At 65.7% G+C, this 18,268-nt stretch carries 13 protein-coding genes; 8 read left to right on the top strand and 5 right to left on the bottom strand.

Features of this window, described 5'->3' with window-relative positions:
• The first annotated feature begins 80 nt into the window (after window positions 1-80).
• The 8 genes from xdhA (at window position 81) to ACFSM0_RS06595 (ending at window position 10,849) form a co-directional block, all read left to right on the top strand.
• Entirely contained in the window at window positions 81-1,487 is a 1,407-nt protein-coding gene (xdhA, locus tag ACFSM0_RS06560; protein ID WP_377388499.1) for a xanthine dehydrogenase small subunit, read from the top strand.
• Window positions 1,484-3,784: a xanthine dehydrogenase molybdopterin binding subunit gene (gene xdhB, locus ACFSM0_RS06565; RefSeq protein WP_377388501.1), complete on the top strand. Its 2,301-nt coding sequence runs from the start codon at window positions 1,484-1,486 to the stop codon at window positions 3,782-3,784. The genes xdhA and xdhB overlap by 4 nt, the downstream gene beginning before the upstream one ends.
• A complete protein-coding gene (gene xdhC, locus ACFSM0_RS06570) occupies window positions 3,781-4,722 on the top strand; it encodes a xanthine dehydrogenase accessory protein XdhC (protein WP_377388503.1) in 942 nt (313 codons plus the stop codon). Before xdhB ends, xdhC begins: the two co-directional genes overlap by 4 nt.
• Window positions 4,719-6,239 (top strand): ABC transporter ATP-binding protein, encoded by a 1,521-nt coding sequence (locus ACFSM0_RS06575; RefSeq protein WP_377388505.1) that lies wholly within the window; start codon window positions 4,719-4,721, stop codon window positions 6,237-6,239. Before xdhC ends, ACFSM0_RS06575 begins: the two co-directional genes overlap by 4 nt.
• A complete protein-coding gene (locus ACFSM0_RS06580; protein WP_377388507.1) occupies window positions 6,236-7,315 on the top strand; it encodes an ABC transporter permease in 1,080 nt (359 codons plus the stop codon). The genes ACFSM0_RS06575 and ACFSM0_RS06580 overlap by 4 nt, the downstream gene beginning before the upstream one ends.
• The gene (locus ACFSM0_RS06585; RefSeq protein WP_377388509.1) at window positions 7,312-8,241 is read left to right on the top strand and encodes an ABC transporter permease; all 930 of its coding nucleotides are present in this window, start codon (window positions 7,312-7,314) and stop codon (window positions 8,239-8,241) included. The genes ACFSM0_RS06580 and ACFSM0_RS06585 overlap by 4 nt, the downstream gene beginning before the upstream one ends.
• 68 nt (window positions 8,242-8,309) lie before the next feature.
• Window positions 8,310-9,392: a BMP family ABC transporter substrate-binding protein gene (locus ACFSM0_RS06590; protein WP_377388511.1), complete on the top strand. Its 1,083-nt coding sequence runs from the start codon at window positions 8,310-8,312 to the stop codon at window positions 9,390-9,392.
• Between the two features lie 173 nt (window positions 9,393-9,565).
• The gene (locus tag ACFSM0_RS06595; RefSeq protein WP_377388513.1) at window positions 9,566-10,849 is read left to right on the top strand and encodes an NAD(P)/FAD-dependent oxidoreductase; all 1,284 of its coding nucleotides are present in this window, start codon (window positions 9,566-9,568) and stop codon (window positions 10,847-10,849) included.
• A 96-nt stretch (window positions 10,850-10,945) separates the two neighbouring features.
• Here the strand turns inward: ACFSM0_RS06595 and efeO are convergent, their stop codons facing one another.
• The 5 genes from efeO to ACFSM0_RS06620 all read right to left on the bottom strand — a co-directional run bounded on the left by efeO (window position 10,946) and on the right by ACFSM0_RS06620 (window position 18,223).
• The gene (efeO, locus tag ACFSM0_RS06600) at window positions 10,946-11,749 is read right to left on the bottom strand and encodes an iron uptake system protein EfeO (protein ID WP_377388515.1); all 804 of its coding nucleotides are present in this window, start codon (window positions 11,747-11,749) and stop codon (window positions 10,946-10,948) included.
• 15 nt (window positions 11,750-11,764) lie between these two features.
• On the bottom strand, window positions 11,765-13,060 hold the full coding sequence (gene efeB / locus ACFSM0_RS06605; protein WP_377388517.1) for an iron uptake transporter deferrochelatase/peroxidase subunit: 1,296 nt from the start codon (window positions 13,058-13,060) through the stop codon (window positions 11,765-11,767).
• Between the two features lies 1 nt (window position 13,061).
• Window positions 13,062-14,222 (bottom strand): imelysin family protein, encoded by a 1,161-nt coding sequence (locus ACFSM0_RS06610; RefSeq protein WP_377388519.1) that lies wholly within the window; start codon window positions 14,220-14,222, stop codon window positions 13,062-13,064.
• A gap of 1 nt (window position 14,223) precedes the next feature.
• On the bottom strand, window positions 14,224-15,057 hold the full coding sequence (gene efeU, locus ACFSM0_RS06615; RefSeq protein ID WP_377388521.1) for an iron uptake transporter permease EfeU: 834 nt from the start codon (window positions 15,055-15,057) through the stop codon (window positions 14,224-14,226).
• A gap of 160 nt (window positions 15,058-15,217) precedes the next feature.
• Window positions 15,218-18,223 carry a CheR family methyltransferase gene (locus ACFSM0_RS06620; protein ID WP_377388523.1) on the bottom strand — a complete coding sequence of 1,002 codons (3,006 nt, stop codon included), beginning with the start codon at window positions 18,221-18,223 and terminating at the stop codon, window positions 15,218-15,220.
• Between the last annotated feature and the right edge of the window lie 45 nt (window positions 18,224-18,268).

Genomic DNA, 18,268 nt, shown 5'->3' on the forward strand with positions numbered 1-18,268 from the left:
ACTGGCCCGATGGGAGCGCGCCCCGCTCTACGCCGCATCGGGCGGGGATGGCAAAAAACGGTATCGCGGCGGAACATGCCATGGAAATTGCGTTTCTTCTCAATGGAGAAACTCGGCGAGTCCGGCTGGAGAGCCCGCTGACAAGCGTGCTCGACTGGCTGCGCGCCGAGGGGCTGACCGGCACCAAGGAGGGCTGCAACGAGGGCGATTGCGGCGCCTGCACGGTGATCGTGACCGATGACGCCGGCCCCCGCGCGGTCAATGCCTGCCTGATGATGCTGCCCCAGCTTGCGGGCAAGGCACTGCGCACGGTGGAGGGCATTGCCGGCCCGCAAGGCCAGCTCCATCCGGTGCAACAGGCAATGGTCGACCATCACGGCAGTCAATGCGGGTTTTGCACCCCGGGCTTCATCGCATCGCTCGCCGCGGCGCATACGAACCGGCGCAGCGATTACGACGACCTCCTCGCCGGCAACCTCTGCCGCTGCACCGGCTATGCGCCGATCCTGCGCGCCGCCGAGGCCGCCGCCGAGGCCCCGGTGCCTGACTGGATGCAGAGCGATCTGGCCTTCGACTTTGCGCAAATATCCTCGGGGGGTGAACGGGCCGCAGGCCCGGAGGGGGGCAGACAGCCCCCCTTTCTGCCGCAAACCACCGACGCGCTGGCCGAATGGTATCTCGCCCACCCCGCGGCCACGCTGATCGCCGGCGGCACCGATGTTGCGCTTTGGGTCACCAAGCAATTGCGCGACCTGCCCGAGGTCGCCTTCCTGAGCCACTGCGACGAGCTCGCGCAAATACGCGAAACAGCGCAAGCCTATGAGATCGGCGCAGGCGTCACCATCGCCCGGCTGCGCGCCTGGGCCGAGGGGCCGCATCCGGCGCTGGCGGACCTGTTGCGCCGTTTCGCCTCCGAGCAGGTGCGCCACGTGGCGACGATCGGCGGCAATATCGCCAATGGCTCGCCGATCGGCGATGGCCCGCCCGCCCTGATCGCGATGGGGTCGCGCCTCACACTCCGGCGCGGCGCGACCCGGCGCACCATCGCGCTGGAGGATTTCTTTCTCGACTATCGCAAGCAAGACCGGGCCCCCGGCGAGTTTGTCGAAAGCGTTACCCTGCCCAAAACGGCGCCCGATCTCGCCTGCTACAAGCTATCCAAAAGGTTCGATCAGGATATTTCTTCTGTCTGTGGCTGCTTCAATATCACCCTGAAAGGTTCGATTATTGAAACTGCACGCATCGCCTTCGGCGGCATGGCCGGGGTGCCGAAACGGGCCGTGGCATTGGAAGCCGCATTGCTGGGCCAACCTTTTACCGAAGCGACATTTGCCGCCGCGCTGCCCGCGCTCGGGCGCGATTTCACGCCCCTGAGCGACATGCGCGCCTCTGCCGCCTATCGCATGAACGCCGCCCAAGCCATGGCGCTGCGCTACATCCGCGCGCGCACCGGTGAGGTGGTTTCGGTGCTGGAGGTCTTGGCATGAGCGTCGGCAAGCCTCTCCCGCATGAATCCGCGCAGCTTCATGTGACAGGGGCCGCGCGCTATCTCGATGACATCCCCTGCCCTGCGGGCACGCTGCATCTTGCCTTCGGCCTCTCGACCGAGGCCTCGGCCGTGATCACCGCGCTTGATCTGGCCCCCGTCAAAGCCTCGCCCGGTGTCGTCGCGGTCTTCACCGCCACCGATTTGCCGCATGCCAATGATGCCTCGCCCGCGCCCGACCCCGAGCCGGTTCTGGCCACGGGCGCGGTGCATTACATCGGCCAGCCGATCTTCCTCGTGGCCGCCACGAGCCACCGCGCGGCGCGGATCGCGGCCCGCAAGGCGCAGATCGTTTACGCCCCACGCCCCGCGATCATCAGCATTGATCAGGCGATTGCCGCGGGAAGCCGGTTTGAGGGCGGCGCCGTCACCTGGGCGCGCGGCGATGTGGACACGGCGCTCAAAAGCGCTCTCTATCTCGTCGAAGGCGAATTCGAGATCGGCGGGCAGGAGCATTTTTACCTTGAGGGCCAAGCCGCGCTCGCGCTGCCGGGCGAAGGCGGGATGGTGGTGCAGTGCTCGACCCAGCACCCGTCGGAAATCCAGCACAAGGTCGCGCATGCGCTGGGCCTCGCCTTCCATGACGTGCGCGTCGAGATGCGGCGGATGGGCGGCGGGTTTGGCGGCAAGGAGAGCCAGGGCAACCCGCTTGCCATCGCCTGCGCAGTGGCCGCCGCCGCCACCGGGCGGCCCTGCAAGATGCGCTACGACCGCGATGATGACATGATCATCACCGGCAAGCGCCACGATTTCCGCATCCGTTACCGGATCGGCGCCGATGCCGCGGGGCGGCTTGTGGGGGCCGATTTCATCCATTGGGCGCGCTGCGGCTGGTCTGCCGACCTCAGCCTGCCGGTCTGTGACCGGGCGATGCTGCATGCGGACAGCGCCTATTTCGTGCCCGCGCTCCGCATCGAGAGCCACCGGCTGCGCACCAACACCCAGTCGGCAACGGCATACCGCGGCTTTGGCGGCCCGCAAGGCATGCTGGGCATGGAGCGCGCGATGGAGGCGCTTGCCCATGAGATCGGGATCGACCCCGCCGAGCTGCGCCGGCGCAACTTCTATGCGCCCGCAGCGGAACCCCCGTCCGACGAACCGCGCCAGAGCACGCATTACGGCCAGGAGGTCGAAGATTTCCTGCTGCATGAGATGGTCGCGGCCTTGCAGAAATCTGCCAATTATGCGGAGCGGAAGGCCGAAATTGCCGCATGGAATAGCAAAAATCGAACATTGAAGCGCGGGATCGCGCTCTCCCCGGTCAAGTTCGGGATCTCGTTCACGCTCACCCATCTCAATCAGGCGGGCGCGCTGGTGCAGATCTATGCAGATGGCTCGGTGGCGCTCAACCACGGGGGCACAGAGATGGGCCAGGGGCTGCATCGCAAGATGTGTCAGGTCGCAAGCCTGGTGCTCGGCATCGCGCCCGAAACGGTGCGCATCACCGCCACCGATACCTCCAAAGTGCCCAATACCTCGGCCACGGCGGCCTCTTCCGGGGCCGACATGAACGGGATGGCGGTCAAGCAGGCCTGCGAGACGCTGCGCGGGCGGATGGCCGAATTTCTTGCCGCGCGTGAGGGCTGCACCGCCGCCGAGGTGCGCTTTGCGGAGGGCATGGTGCAGGTGGCGGGACGCGGCTGGCCGTTTGCCGAGATCGCAAAGGCCGCCTATGAGGCGCGGGTTTCCCTTTCGGCCACAGGGTTTTACGCAACGCCCAAAATCTCGTGGGACCGGATAAAGGGCCAGGGCCGCCCCTTCCTCTACTTCGCCTATGGCGCGGCGGTGAGCGAAGTGGTGATCGACACGCTCACCGGCGAGAACCGCATCCTGCGCGCCGATATCTTGCATGATGCGGGCACCAGCCTGAACCCGGCCCTCGACATCGGCCAGATCGAGGGCGGTTATGTGCAGGGCGCGGGCTGGCTCACCACCGAAGAGCTCGTCTGGGACGACAAGGGGCGGCTGATGACCCATGCCCCCTCGACCTACAAGATCCCCGCCTGCTCGGACCGCCCGAAGATCTTCAACGTGGCGCTCTGGGAGGCGCCAAACCGCGAAGAAACGATTTTTCGCTCCAAGGCGGTGGGCGAGCCCCCCTTCATGCTCGGCATCTCCGCCTTTCTGGCGCTGAACGCCGCCTGCGCGGCCTGCGGGCCGAACTGGCCCGACCTTCAGGCCCCCGCAACACCCGAGGCGGTGCTCGCGGCGGTGCACCGCGCTGAGGGCACAGCATGAGCCTGCGGCGGGAGGCGCTTCTGGCCGCCGCCGCGCGCGGCCCCTTCGTGCGGGTGCTGGTGGCGGAGGTGAAGGGCTCGGCGCCCCGCGAGCCCGGGGCCGAAATGCTGGTCTGGCCCGACCATGTCGAGGGCACTATCGGCGGCGGTGCGCTCGAATTCGAGGCGATTGCGCGCGCGCGATCGTGCCAGGGGGCCAGGCTGGAGCGCTTCGCGCTGGGGCCGGACATGGGGCAATGCTGCGGTGGGGCGGTGAGCCTCGCGTTTGAACCGATGGACGCGCAGAGCCTCGCGCACATCGAGGGCACTGTTTTCGCACGCCCCTTGGGCGCGCCGTCTGAAATGCCGCTCGCGGTGACACGCGCGCGCGCCGAGGCGCGCCGCGCCGGCACGCAACCGCCGCTTTTATGCGCGGGCTGGCTGGTCGAAACGCTCGCCCCCGACCCCGAACAGCTCTGGGTCTGGGGGGCGGGCCATGTCGGGCGCGCCATCGTCAATGTCATCGCGCCGCTGCCGGACTGGGCGATCCGCTGGGCCGATACCGATGCCGCGCGATTCCCCGACACGCTCCCGCAAGGCGTCACCCGGCTCATCGCCGAAAACCCGGCAGACCTTGTCTCGCTCGCACCGCCCTCGGCGCGGCATCTGATCCTCACCTTCTCCCATGCGCTCGATTTCGAACTTTGCCACCGGCTGCTCGGGCGGGGATTCTCGGCCTGCGGGCTCATCGGCTCACAAACCAAATGGTCAAGATTTCAGCGTCGCCTGACGGAACTCGGTCATTCCCCCGCTCAAATTTCGCGCATTGCCTGCCCGATAGGCGACCCTTCGCTTGGGAAAGCACCGCAAGCCATTGCGATTTCTGTCGCCGCCGCGCTACTGAGGGAGCGCATTGAAAGAGCCGGAACGGCCGCAACAAAAGAAGGATGCACGGCGTGACCGGAGCATTGCTCAAGATCGAGGGGCTGACGAAAGCCTATCCGGGTGTCGTGGCCAATGACGGGGTCGGCTTCGAGGTCCGCCCCGGCGAGGTTCATGCGCTGCTGGGCGAGAATGGCGCGGGCAAATCGACCCTCGTGAAGATGATTTACGGCCTCGTCAAACCCGACAAGGGCACGATGGCGTTTGAAGGCGCGCCCTACACGCCCGCCGAGCCGCGCGCCGCACGCGCCGCCGGTGTGGCGATGGTGTTCCAGCATTTCTCGCTGTTCGAGGCGCTCAGCGTTGCCGAGAACGTGGCGCTCGGCATGGAGAACCCGCCGCCGATGCGCGCGCTGGCCTCTCGCATCCGGGAGATTTCCAGCGCTTACGGCCTGCCGCTGGACCCGACCCGCACCGTGGGCGACCTCTCGGCGGGGGAGCGGCAGCGCGTGGAGATCATCCGCTGCCTGCTGCAGGACCCGAAGCTTCTGATCATGGATGAACCCACCTCGGTGCTGACGCCGCAAGAGGTGGAGATCCTGTTTCGCACGCTGCGCAAACTTGCCGCCGAGGGCACGGCGATCCTTTACATCTCGCACAAGCTCGAAGAGATCCGCAGCCTGTGCGATGGCGCCACGATCCTGCGCGGGGGCAAGGTTGTGGGCTCCTGCGCGCCGCGCGAAAAATCCGCGCGCGAGCTGGCCGAGATGATGGTGGGGGGCGAATTTGCCGCCACCGAACGCGCCGCGCGCAAACATGGTGCGACGATTCTCGAGGTCTCGAACCTCTCGCTCACGCCAATGTCGCAATTCGGCCCGGCGCTGAAAGGGATCACCTTCTCGCTTTCGGCAGGCGAGGTGCTCGGCATTGGCGGGGTCGCCGGGAACGGGCAGGAAGAGCTGATTGCCACGCTCTCGGGCGAGCGGCCCTCAGGCGTTGGCACGGTGAACCTGCACGGGCAGGATATTTCCGACCTCGGGCCGAATGACCGCCGCCGCCTCGGCCTTTTGGCGGCGCCCGAAGAGCGGCTGGGCCATGCCGCCGTGCCAAACCTCAGCCTCACGGAAAACGCGATCCTGACGGGCACGGTGCGCCGCCCCCTCACCCGGAACGGTTTTCTCAATATCGGCGCGGCGAAGCGCTTCGCGGAGGAAATCATTCTGGGCTTTGATGTGCGCACCCCCGGCCCCCATGTTGCCGCGCGCGCGCTCTCGGGCGGCAATCTGCAGAAATTCGTGATCGGCCGGGAGGTGCTGCAGGCGCCTGAGGTGCTGGTGGTGAACCAGCCGACATGGGGCGTCGATGCGGCGGCGGCGGCGGCGATCCGGCAATCGCTTCTTGATCTCGCGACCAAAGGCGCGGCGGTGATCGTGATCTCTCAGGATCTGGATGAGCTCATGGAAATCTCGGACCGGTTCTGCGCGCTCAACGAGGGCAGGCTGAGCCCGCCACGGCGCACCGAGGGGCTGAACATGGAAGAGATCGGGCTGATGCTCGGCGGCGCGCATGGCATGCAGGAGGTGGTCGCCCCATGATCACGCTCATCAAACGCCCCACGCCCTCGCGGGGCTGGGCCTTTGCCACGCCGGTGCTGGCGGTGCTTGCCACCATGATCGCGGGCGGGTTTTTGTTTGCCGCGCTTGGCAAGGACCCGGTCGCCGCGATCAAGGTGATCTTCTGGGATCCGCTCCTTGGCCCCAACGCCGCCTATTTCCGGGGCCAGCTCCTCGTGAAAGCGGGCCCGCTGATCCTGATCGCCTCGGGGCTTGCGGTGGGCTTTCGCGCCGGGATCTGGAACATAGGTGCGGAGGGGCAATATATCATGGGCGCGCTTGCGGGCGCCTCGGTGGCGCTTGCCGCCTACCCCGCCGAGAGCCACCTTTTGTTCCCCGCGATGGTGATCGCCGGGGCGCTTGGCGGCTGGATCTGGGGGATGATCCCGGCGGTGCTCAAGGTGCTCTTTGGCACATCGGAGATCCTTGTCTCGTTGATGCTTGTCTATGTTGCGCAGAACTTTTTGGCCTATGCCGCCTTCGGCCCGCTGAAAAACCCCGAGGGCTTCGGCTTTCCGGGCTCGCGCAACCTGCAGCAATACCCCTCCGCCCATAACCCCGAGCTGATCGCCGGCTCGGGAATGCATTGGGGCGTGGTCGCGGCGCTGATCGCCGTGATCGCCACTTACGTGCTGATGCAACGCCACATCCTCGGCTTTCGCATTCGTGTGGCGGGCGAGGCCCCGCGGGCGGCGCGCTTTGCGGGCGTTCTGCCCGCGCGGCTGGTGATGTTCTGCCTTGGGCTCTCGGGGGCGCTGGCGGGGCTGGCGGGGCTTTTTGAAGTGGCCGGGCCGAATGGCCAGATCACCGACAGCTTCAACGCAGGCTATGGCTTCACCGCGATCATCGTCGCCTTCCTTGGCCGCCTCAATGCGATTGGCATCCTGCTCGCAGGGCTTTTGATGGCGCTCACCTATATCGGCGGGGACATGGCGCAGCTCATGCTCGGCCTGCCCACGGCGGCGATTCAGGTGTTTCAGGGGATGCTTCTGTTTTTCCTCTTGGGATTCGACCTGCTCACCCATTACCGTTTCCGCCTCGGGAGGGCGCGCGCATGATCGGCGGCATCGACATCGTCACCCTTGTCGCGGCGCTGATGGCCGCATCGACGCCGGTTCTGCTGGCGGCGACGGGCGAACTTGTGGCGGAAAAGGCGGGCGTTCTGAACCTCGGCGTCGAGGGGATGATGATCCTTGGCGCGGTGGCGGGCTTTGCCACTGCGGTCACCACCGGCAGCCCGGTTCTGGGCTTTTTGGGCGGCGCGCTCGCGGGGGCGGTTCTGGCAAGCCTCTTTGCCGTGCTGACCCAGATCCTGCTCTCGAACCAGACCGCGACCGGCCTTGCGCTGACCCTCTTCGGCCTTGGTCTTTCGGCGCTTTTCGGCAAGGGGTTTGAGGGCGTGCGCCCTCCGCCCACGCCCAAGCTCGAGTTTGGCCCGCTGTCGGATCTGCCCGTGCTGGGCCCGATCCTCTTTCATCATGACTGGATGGTCTATCTCTCGCTCGCGCTGGTGCTCGCCACATGGGCCTTTCTCAAATATGCGCGCGCCGGGCTGATCCTGCGCGCCGTGGGCGAGAATGACGACGCCGCCCATGCGCTGGGCTACCGTGTCATCGCCGTGCGCTTTGCCGCGCTTGCCTTTGGCGGCGCGCTGGCAGGGCTCGGGGGCGCTTATCTGAGCCTCGTGCGGGTGCCGCAATGGACCGAGGGGATGACCGCAGGCGCGGGCTGGATCGCGCTGGCGATCGTTGTCTTTGCGAGCTGGAAGCCCGAGCGGGTATTGATCGGCGCCTATCTCTTTGGCGGCATCACCGCGCTGCAGCTCCAGCTTCAGGCGGCAGGCTACGCCATTCCGGTGCATCTTCTCTCGATGGCGCCTTACGTGATCACCGTGCTCGTGCTGGTGATCCTCTCCGCAACCCACCGTCACGGAGCCCCGGCCGCGCCGGCGGCGCTGGGGCGGTCGTTCCACGCCTCGAGCTGAGGCACATATGACGCCCCGCACGCGGGGCCTCCAACCCGGGCCGGAGGCCCACAACAAGGGAATATCCCATGGACCGCAGATCCTTTCTGAAAACCACCGCTGCCACCGCAACGCTCGCCACGCTGGGCCTGCCCGCCCGCGCCGACGACCCGCTGAAAATCGGCTTCATCTATGTTGGCCCCGTGGGCGACATGGGCTGGTCCTATCAGCACGATGTTGGCCGCCGCGCGATCGAGGCGGAATTCGGTGACAAGGTCATCACCACCTTCATCGAAAACGTGCCGGAAGGCCCGGATGCCGAACGCGCGCTGACCCAGCTTGCGCTCGAAGGCAACCAGATCATTTTTGCCACCTCGTTCGGCTTCATGGATGCGGCTGTCAACGTCGCCTCGAAATTCCCGAACGTGAAATTCGAGCATGCCACCGGCTACAAGCGCGCCGACAACCTCGGCACCTATGACGCGCGCTTCTATGAAGGCCGCGCCATTCAGGGCACCATTGCCGGCCGCATGACGAAAACCAACAAGATCGGTTACATCGGCTCCTTCCCGATCCCCGAGGTGATCCAAGGCATCAACGCCGCCTTCATCCACGCCAAGAAGGTGAACCCGGATGTCGAGATCAAGGTGGTCTGGGCCTACACCTGGTTCGACCCGGCAAAAGAAGCCGATGCCGCCGCCGCGCTGATCGCCGAGGGCTGCGACTTCATCCTCCAGCACACCGACTCGACCGCACCGCAAGCGAAGGCGCAAGAGGCGGGCAACGTCTACACCTTCGGCCAGGCCTCCGACATGGAAGCCTTCAAACCCACCCCGCGCGTGGCCTCGACGATCGACAACTGGGCGCCCTATTACATTGCGCGCACCAAGGCGATGCTCGACGGCAGCTGGGCCGCCGATGCGACCTGGGGCGGCATCGGTTCGGGCATGGTGAAGATCGGCGAGATCACCGATGCGGTGCCCGCCGAGGTGAAGGCCGAGGCCGAGAAACTGATCGAGATGATCGGTTCGGGCGCCTACCACCCCTTCACCGGCCCGCTCAACAAGCAAGACGGCAGCCTCTGGCTGGCCGAGGGCGCAACCCCCGATGACGGTCAGCTCGCCGGGCTGAACTTCTTCGTCGAGGGGGTTTCGGCGGAAATGCCGAAGTGACCTGAGGGAAATTCGTGGTAACGTTTAAGGGTGGGCTCCGGCCCGCCCTTTTTTATTTCCGATGAAGGCAATGCGGTAGATCTTCTCAGTTCGCACTTGACAGCCGCGCGCCTCATATTCAGAGATGTGCATGCAACGGGCATCTGCCCGAAGCCAGTTCAGGGGAGGGACGAATGGCTCATATCGTGGTTCTGGGCGCCGGTCTTGGCGGCGCCATCATGGCTTACGAGTTGCGCGAACAGGTGCGCAAGGAAGACAAGATCACCGTCATCACGAAGGACCCGCAATACCATTTCGTGCCGTCAAACCCCTGGGTTGCGGTGGGCTGGCGCTCGCGCAAGGAGATCACCGTCGATCTCGCGCCGACAATGAGAAAGAAGAACATCGAGTTCATTCCGGTCGCCGCCGCGCGGCTGCACCCGGAGGAAAACCGGGTCGAACTCGAAAACGGCCAGTCGGTGAGCTACGATTACATCGTCATCGCCACCGGCCCGGAACTGGCGTTTGACGAGATCGAAGGCTTTGGCCCCGAGGGCTACACCCAGTCGATCTGCCATATCGACCATGCCGAGGATGCCCGCATCGCCTTTGAGCGCTTTTGCGAAACCCCCGGCCCGATCATCATCGGCGCGGTGCAGGGCGCAAGCTGCTACGGCCCGGCCTATGAATTCACCTTCATCCTCGACACCGCCCTGCGGAAAATGAAAATCCGCGACAAGGTGCCGATGACCTTCATCACCTCAGAGCCCTATGTCGGCCACCTCGGCCTTGACGGCGTGGGCGACACCAAGGGCCTGCTTGAAGGCAACATGCGCGACAAGCACATCAAATGGATGACCTCGTGCCGGGTGAAAAAAGTCGAAGACGGCAAGATGATCGTCGAGGAAATCGCCGATGACGGCTCGGTCAAGGCCGAGAAGGAAATGCCCTTTGGCTATGCGATGATGCTGCCCGCCTTCCGCGGCATCAAGGCGCTGATGGGGATCGAGGGGCTCGTCAACCCGCGCGGCTTCGTGATCGTCGACCAGCACCAGCAAAACCCGAAATACAAGAACGTCTTTGCTGTGGGCGTTTGCGTGGCGATCCCGCCGGTGGTGCCAACGCCGGTGCCCTGCGGCGTGCCGAAAACGGGCTTCATGATCGAAAGCATGGTCACGGCAACGGCGCATAACATGGGCCGGATCGTGCGCGGCCAGGAGGCCGATGAGGTCGGCACCTGGAACGCCGTCTGTCTGGCCGATTTCGGCGATCAGGGCATCGCCTTTGTCGCGCAACCGCAGATCCCGCCGCGCAACGTGAACTGGTCGGCGCAGGGCAAATGGGTGCATTGGGCGAAAGAGGGCTTTGAGCGCTATTTCATGCACAAGCTGCGCCGCGGCACCTCGGAGACCTTCTACGAGAAGGCGGGGATGAAGATCCTCGGCATCGACAAGCTCAAGGCGGTCAAAAAAGGCTAGGCGTCAGAGGAGGCAGGCCCCCGAAGGCCTGCTGGCGCATCTCCGCCGCGGCGGAGAAAAGGCGGGCCTTCGGGGCCCGCCTTTCGCATTCAGCACTCAGCCCAGACCGAGTCGGCCGCGCAGCGTGGCCAGATCTTCCGCCAGCGTGTTCACCAGCGCCGAGAGGCGGCGGCGGTCTTCGTCGGTGAGTTTTTCGTAGCTCACAAAGCCATCACCCTCGCGGTATTTGTCGAGCGTTTCATTCGCCTTGGCGAAATTGCCCTCGACCGAGGCGAGGAAATCCTTGTCTTCGACATGCGGGCCGAAAAGCTCGACAATCTTGTAAGCGCCATCGAAGTTGCCATGGAAATCCCACAGATCGGTGCGGGAATAGCGGTCTTCCTCGCCCGAGATCTTGGTGGCGGCCACTTCATCCATCAGCACCGAGGCGCCGCCCACCACCACCGCGGGCGGGAAGGTCAGCCCGTCGATCCGCTTGGCCAGCTCCTCGACATCCGATTGCAGCTTGTCGGCGATGGCGGTCACATGATCGGTCTTGCCCTCGACCCAGAGCGCATATTCGAGCCGGTGAAAGCCGGTGAACTCCGGGTCTGCCTCGGCCTGTTCATAATCATCCGCGCGCGCGTCGATCGGCGCATCGAGGTCGGCGAAAAGCTCCGCCACCGGCTCGATCCGCTCATAGCTGAGCCGGGTCGGCGCAAAGAGCGCCTTCGCTTTTTCCACATCGCCCGCCTTCACGGCTTCGGTGAAGGCGCGGGTTTCTTCCACAAGGGTCTCGGTGTTTTCCGTGACATAGAGCTTGTATTCGGCAATCGGCGCGACCAGATCGAGCGCCGCCTGCTCGGCAAAGGCGGGGGCGGTGGTGGCCAGCAGCAACGCTGCGAGGGGAAGGGTTTTCATCGGATGCATCCTTTCTCAGGTTTTGCGCGGGGTGCGGCCAATGGCGTCGATCAGCTGGCGGCCAAGGTAATCGTCAGCGGCCTCAGAGAAGCCGGGCGGCGCGAAGAAATAGCCGCCGCCGACGGGTTTGATATATTCTTCAAGCGGTTCGCCATTCAGGCGGGTTTGCGCGGCGATAAAGCCATCTTCAAGGCTCGCCTGCCAGGCAATGAACAAAAGCCCCTGATCGAGCTGGCCCGAGCGGGTCACGCCGTTTGAATAGTTGAAGGGGCGGCGCAGCATCAGATGGCGCTCGCCGGCTTCGTCGCGCGGGTTGGCCAGCCGGATATGGCTGTCGAGCGCCACTTTCTCGCCATCGGGGTCAGCGGCGTAATCAGGCACATCGGCCTCGCTGCCCGCGCGCTGGTCCAGCGGCGCGCCAGTGATCTTGGTGCGGCCAAAGACCCGCTCCTGCTCGGAAAGCGGCGTGCGGTCCCAGCGTTCGACGAAATTGCGGATGATCCGCACCGCCATGTAACTTCCGCCCGCGCTCCAATCCGGCCCCTGCACCCAGAGCACGCGATCCATCAGCGCCGCATCGCTCGCATCCGGGTTGGCGGAGCCATCGCGGAAGCCCAGGAAGTTGCGCGCCGATTCCACCACCCCCGGGGGCTGCGGCGGGATCACGGGCACGTTGCCCTCCTGCTTCCAGCGCAGAACCAGTTGATCGGGCAGGTTTTTCAGCACATCGCGAAGGGCGTGGATGATCGTGTCCTGCGTATTGGCGCAAAACTGCAGCGCAATATCGCCATGGCATTGATCGGCGTCGAGCGCGTCATTGGGGAAGGAGGTCATCCGGGCAAGCTGCGCCGGGCGATGCGGGGCGAGCCAGTCGTGGCGCTCAAACAGCGAGGCGCCGAGGCCGATCGTGACGGTGAGCGCATCGGGGCGCAACACCGGGCCAAGGATGCCACTGTCGAGCGGCGGCAGCTTCGGGTCGACCTGCGGCACCGCGCCCCCGCTGGTGAGAAAGCGGATGCGCTCCGTGAGCCTGCGCAACAGCCGCTCCAGATCGGCGGGCGTATCAACGATCGCATCGAAGCTCGCCACCATGCCCCAGGCGGGGCGCGGCGTGGCAATGCCGGGCTGGTGCGCCCCGAAAGGCACGATCCGGTCGCTTGAGGAGGCAACGCCCGCCTGCGGCGCCGCGGTCAGGGCCGATGCCTGCGCGGGCGCCTCGGCGCGCGCGGCACCAAGCGCGAAGGGACAGGTTGCAAGACCCAGGCCCAGCCCCTTGAGCAGGGCTCGGCGGCTTTCATTCATCTGAGACATTTCAACTCTCCAGAGACAGGCTCTTGTTGATGGACCCGAGCGCTTCGGCAAGGCCGGACATGGCCTCAGCCGCGGCGGCGGGGTCGTAGGGGGCGGCGCGTGCTGCAGCCTCTGCCGCGCCGAAGGCCGCCTCGATGCGGGATGCAAGCGCCGGATCGGCCGCCGCAATCAGCGGCAGTTCCGCCGCCATCGAGCGGCGCAGCCCGTCAAGCGCGGCGGTCAAAAGCGCCGCCTCCGCCCCGCCATGGCGCGAGAGACCGGCGGTGATCTGACCCTCTGCCAGCGCGCGGGCATGGCGGGCGGCATCCGCGGCAATGTCATCCGGCGCGGCCTTGAGCGCCTTGACGCGGCCCTGCAGCGCCGCGGCATCGGCCACGAGTTGGTCTGCAACCGGCTCAAGCCCCGTCATGCTCCCCTGCGCAAAGAGCGCATATTCGATCCGGGTGAGGCCGGTGAAGGCCGGGTCCGCCTCTCGCCCGGCCAGCCATTCGGGTTGGGGGGCGATGCGGTTGAGCAGATCCGAGGCCCGCAGGCTGACCGGGCCAAGCCGCGCCCAGTCTTCTGCTGCCTGTTGCCAGGCCGCTTTGGCCGCCGCGAGATCCTCAGCGCCGAGCGCCGCCTGCAAGGCCGTGGCCGATTTCTCGAATTTGGAGGCCGCGCGCATCAGTTGCACCTGCCGCTCCGCCAAGGGCCCGACGAATTCCGCCACCGGCGGCGCGGTGCGGGCCGCCTCGCTGGCCGCGGTGGGCAGCACCTTGAGCGTGCCGCGCGGGTTTGAAAGCAGCCCGCAGGTGATCTCGTAGCTTCCGGGCTTCAGCGTTTCGGTGAGGCTCGAAGAGAAGCCGGGCGCGATATTCTCGCGCTCTGCCAGCACCATCACCCCGTCGAGGATCTCCCATTCAAGCGGGCGGTCGGAGGCGTTGACGATCTTGAAGGTTGCCTTGCCCGCGGGCATCTCCAGCGCCATCGGCGCACAGGCGCGCCCGTCGACGGTGATGGTGACGGCGTCCATCGTCATCACATTGTTGCGCGAGGAGACCGACCAGAACAGTTCGATCCCGCCAGCGGTCAGCGCCACGCCAATGGCGATCAGGTAGTTGATGAGCCGCCCCGGAGGCGCTTTCGGCGGCGGGGCTTTTTGAACGGGGTCAGGCGTCGTCATCTCAGGCCTCTTGCGGTTTGGCAATGGGTGCGGGACGCAGGAAAAGGGGCAGAGTGCAGGCAAGGAACAGCGCCCAGGCGAGCACTTCGCCCACGCTCGGGCTCTCATGATAGCCGAAAAGCGCCGAAAGAACTGCACCGGTCACGGAGGAAAGCGGCAGGCTCTGGCTCAGATCCCACGCCGGGGAGAGCAAGAGGTTCCACAGCCCCGCCTCATGCAGCGAGCGCAGCGCCGCCGAAAAGAGCCCGGCGGCCACAAACAGGATGAACAGCCCCGAAGCCCGGAAGAAGAGCCGCAGATTGAGCCGCAGCCCGCCTGCGTAAATCCCCCAGCCGAGCAGGATGGAGACCAGGATGCCCATGAGCGCGGCCAAGGGCGCCTCGGGCCCCGGCGCTTGCTGGAAGATCGCCAGCAGGAAGAACACCGATTCGAGCCCTTCGCGGGCCACCGCCAGAAACGACATGGCGATCAGCGCCCAGACCGTGCCCTGCCCCGGCCCCTGCGCGGCAAAGGCGGCATCAACGTTGGTTTCCAGCGTCGCGCGGATCGAGCGCGCGGCATTGCGCATCCAGAACACCATCCAGACCAGCACGCCCACGGCGATCAGCGCAACCGCAGCCTCAAAGCCCTCCTGCGCGCGCTGCGGAAACTCTGCATGCAGCGCCTGCAGCCCTGCGCCAACAAAGAGCGACAGCGCGATGGCAAACAGCACCCCCACCCAGATCGCCCCAATCCATGCCGCACGGCCGGTGCGCTTGAGATAGGTGGCGATGATCGCGACCACGAGAGCCGCCTCAAGCCCTTCGCGCAGCATGATCAGGAGCGGGGCGAGCATGGCTGGTCTCCTTTAATCCTTAGCTTTCCTGTCGGATACTTTTGGAGAGAAAAACTGTCAAGATTTATCTCGCAATGTGAGCCTCGTCATTTCAAGGCCGCATGAAAAAGGCCCCGGAAGCCGGGGCCTTTGCAAAGCGATTCTGCAGCGCGCCGAGGCGTTAGCGCAGCGCGGTCACCGCCTCCTCGCGCCAGCGCGTGATCTCGATATGGCTGACCACGGCGCCCTGAATCGGGTTGGCGAGCGGGCGCACATGCATCACGAACCAGCGCGGGCAGTCGGGTGCATCGCACGGATATTCCAGCGAGAACTGGTCCTGTTTGCCGGTCAGGACGGCGCGGATCCCCTCCACCGCGCGCTTGGCATAACCGCCGTCGATCGCGGCAATGCCGGTGTCACAATGGCCAACATAATTCACGCCGACCCCGGTATGGGCCGCGCCCGGATCGCCGTTATCGGTTGCAAATCGGGTCCAGGCGGCATTGACAAGCATGATGTCACCCTTGCCGTCGAGCACGGCGACATGTTCCGCGAGCCCGTCGATCACCGATTGCAAAAGCTGCAGGTTGCGGGTTTGCGTGATGTCCACGAAGGTCAGCACCACCCCCTGCGCCGCCGAGGACGGCACCTTGTAAGGCAGCATCCGCACAAGATAATGGCGCCCGTTGAGCCCCGTCACCTCGCGCTCATGGCGGCTTTGCGCGCGCAATGTGCGGCGCAGATCATCGAGCAGGGCCGCGTAATCGAGCCGATGCGTGATATCGCCCAAGGGGCGGCCAATATCCACATCGCGAATGCGGAACAGCTCGACCGCATCGGGGCTGAACCGGGTCACGCGCAGATCGGCATCGACGAAAATCGCCCCCATCGCCATGATCCGGGTCAGGCTGTCGAGATCGGCGTTGGAGCGGTTGAGAAGGTCGATCTTCTCCTGATACTCGGCGTTGACCGAGTTCAGCTCCTCGTTCACCGATTGCAGCTCCTCGTTCGCCGATTGCAGCTCTTCGTTCGAGGCCATCATCTCTTCGTTGGTGGCCTGCAGCTCCTCGTTCGAGGTCTCAAGCTCTTCGATCATCGCCTGCAGGCTCTCGCGCGTCATCGCGAGTTCGGCCTCCAGCATCTCGATCCGCGCGCCCACCTCGCGGTCGATATCGACCACGGGCACATCATCCTCATCTGAGGCAACGCTTTCAAAAACAAGCAGATAAAGGCGCACCTCATCGGGCACCGCCTCCTGCGCCGAGGCGATCGGCATGACCTTGAGGCGCACCCATTGCGCCTCGGGCCCGGCCACACCCTCGGCCAGATGTAGCGGATCGGAGGTTGCCTCCTCACCGAGCCGCGCCGCCTTGAACAAAAGCGCCGAGGCCACGGGCAGCAAGGGCTCAATCAAAAGCCGCCCGATTTCAAGCGTTGCGACCCCCTCGCGGATCTGCATGAACCGGCTCAGATCGCCATAGGAATGCAGGATTTCGTGGCGCCCGTTCACCAAAAGCGAGGGCGGAGGCGCATAGGTTTTTTGCAACGCCGCAAGGCCGCGCTCCATCGCCGTTTGCGGCCCGCCCTCGGCGCGCCGGCGCGGCGGGCGCGGGTTGACGTAAAGCCCGGCCTTGCGGTCGGTGAGCGGCGCGGAGCCGGAGCGTTGCGCCTGCCAGATCCGGTGCCGCGCGGAGAGCACGGAGAAATCGTCTTGCACATGGACAAGCGCCTCGGAGCCGCCGAGGAACAGGTATCCCCCCGGACGCAAGGCGTAATGCATCCGTTGCAACGCGCGTTCCTGCGCTTCGGGGCGCAGATAAATCAGCGTGTTGCGGCAACTGACAAGGTCCATCCGCGTGAACGGCGGGTCCGAGAGGATGTTGTGACGCGCGAAAACGATGGATTGGCGCAGCTCCGGGCGCACCACGAACTGCCCGCCCCGCGGGGTGAAGAAGCGTTCAAGGAAAGTGCCCGGCAAATCGGCCGCGATGGTCTCGGGATAAAAGCCCGTCGCCGCCTGTTCGATGTTCACCGGCTCCACATCGGTGGCAAAGATCTTCAGCGTCGGCCAGCGCCCGGCCCGCTCGAACGCGTCGAAAAACAGCATCGCCAGCGTATAGGCCTCTTCGCCCGTGGCACAGCCCGCGGACCAGACGCGCAGCGTTGAGCCCACCGCCGCCTCGGCCACAAGCGTGTCGATCGCCCGTTCGGAAAGCTCGGCAAAGGCTTCCGGGTCGCGGAAGAAGGAGGTGACCGGGATCAGCATCTCGCGCCGAAGCGTGGCAAGCTCGGCGCGGTCTTGCGTGAGCAGCTCAAGATAGGAGGACAGCTCGGTGACCTGACGCACGCCCATGCGCCGCTCGATGCGCCGTTGCACGGTGCCGGTTTTGTAATCGGTAAAGTTCACTTCGCCCGAGAGCGAGAGGATTTCGATGATCCGGCCCAGCGCCTCTTGCGGTTCGAGCCCCTCGAACTGGCGCGGCAGCACCATGCGCTCGGTCACGCCATCGTCGGTGGCGCCCCCGGCGGCAGCGGCCACCAGTGCCGGGCGGCGCACGAGGTAATCCGCGATCCACGGGCCGATGCGGTCAATGGTCAGGGTGGAATCGATGAAGCCCGTGGCAATGGCCGAGCGCGGCATGCCGTCAAAGCGGGCGTCGCGCGGGTCTTGCGCAATCGCAACGCCCCCCGCCGCATGCACGGCAGACACGCCGCGGGTGCCATCCGAGCCGGTGCCAGAGAGCACAACGGCCAGAGCACGGCTGCCATAGCCCGCCGCCATCGAAGTAAAAAACGCGTCAATCGGCAAAGAGAGCACGCGGCGATCCTTTGGCACAAGCCGCAGGTGCCGGCCCTCGAGCGTCATGATCGTGGCGGGCGGGATCAGAAAAACCGAGTTCGGCGCCAGCGCCATCTCGTCTTCCACCGTCACCACCGGCATCCTGGTGTGCCGCGCAAGCAGCGACGCCATGATCGACTTGTGATCGGGCGAAAGGTGCTGGATCACCACATAGGCCGCGCCGGTATTGGCGGGCAGCGCCCCGAACAACCGCTCCAGCGCGTCAAGCCCCCCGGCAGAGGCGCCAATCGCCACCACCACTTGCGGGGCCCCCAGATCCTCCAGCACCACTGGCGGCTCTTCGGTGGTCAGATCCGCGTCCTTGTTGTCGTCGCTCGGGCCGTCCATGCGCCTCGTCTTTCCGGGTTTTGGCGGCGGGCATCACGCCCTCCG

The sequence above is a fragment of the Rhodobacter lacus genome (assembly GCF_042683065.1).
Classification (GTDB): Bacteria; Pseudomonadota; Alphaproteobacteria; order Rhodobacterales; family Rhodobacteraceae; genus Rhodobacter; species Rhodobacter lacus.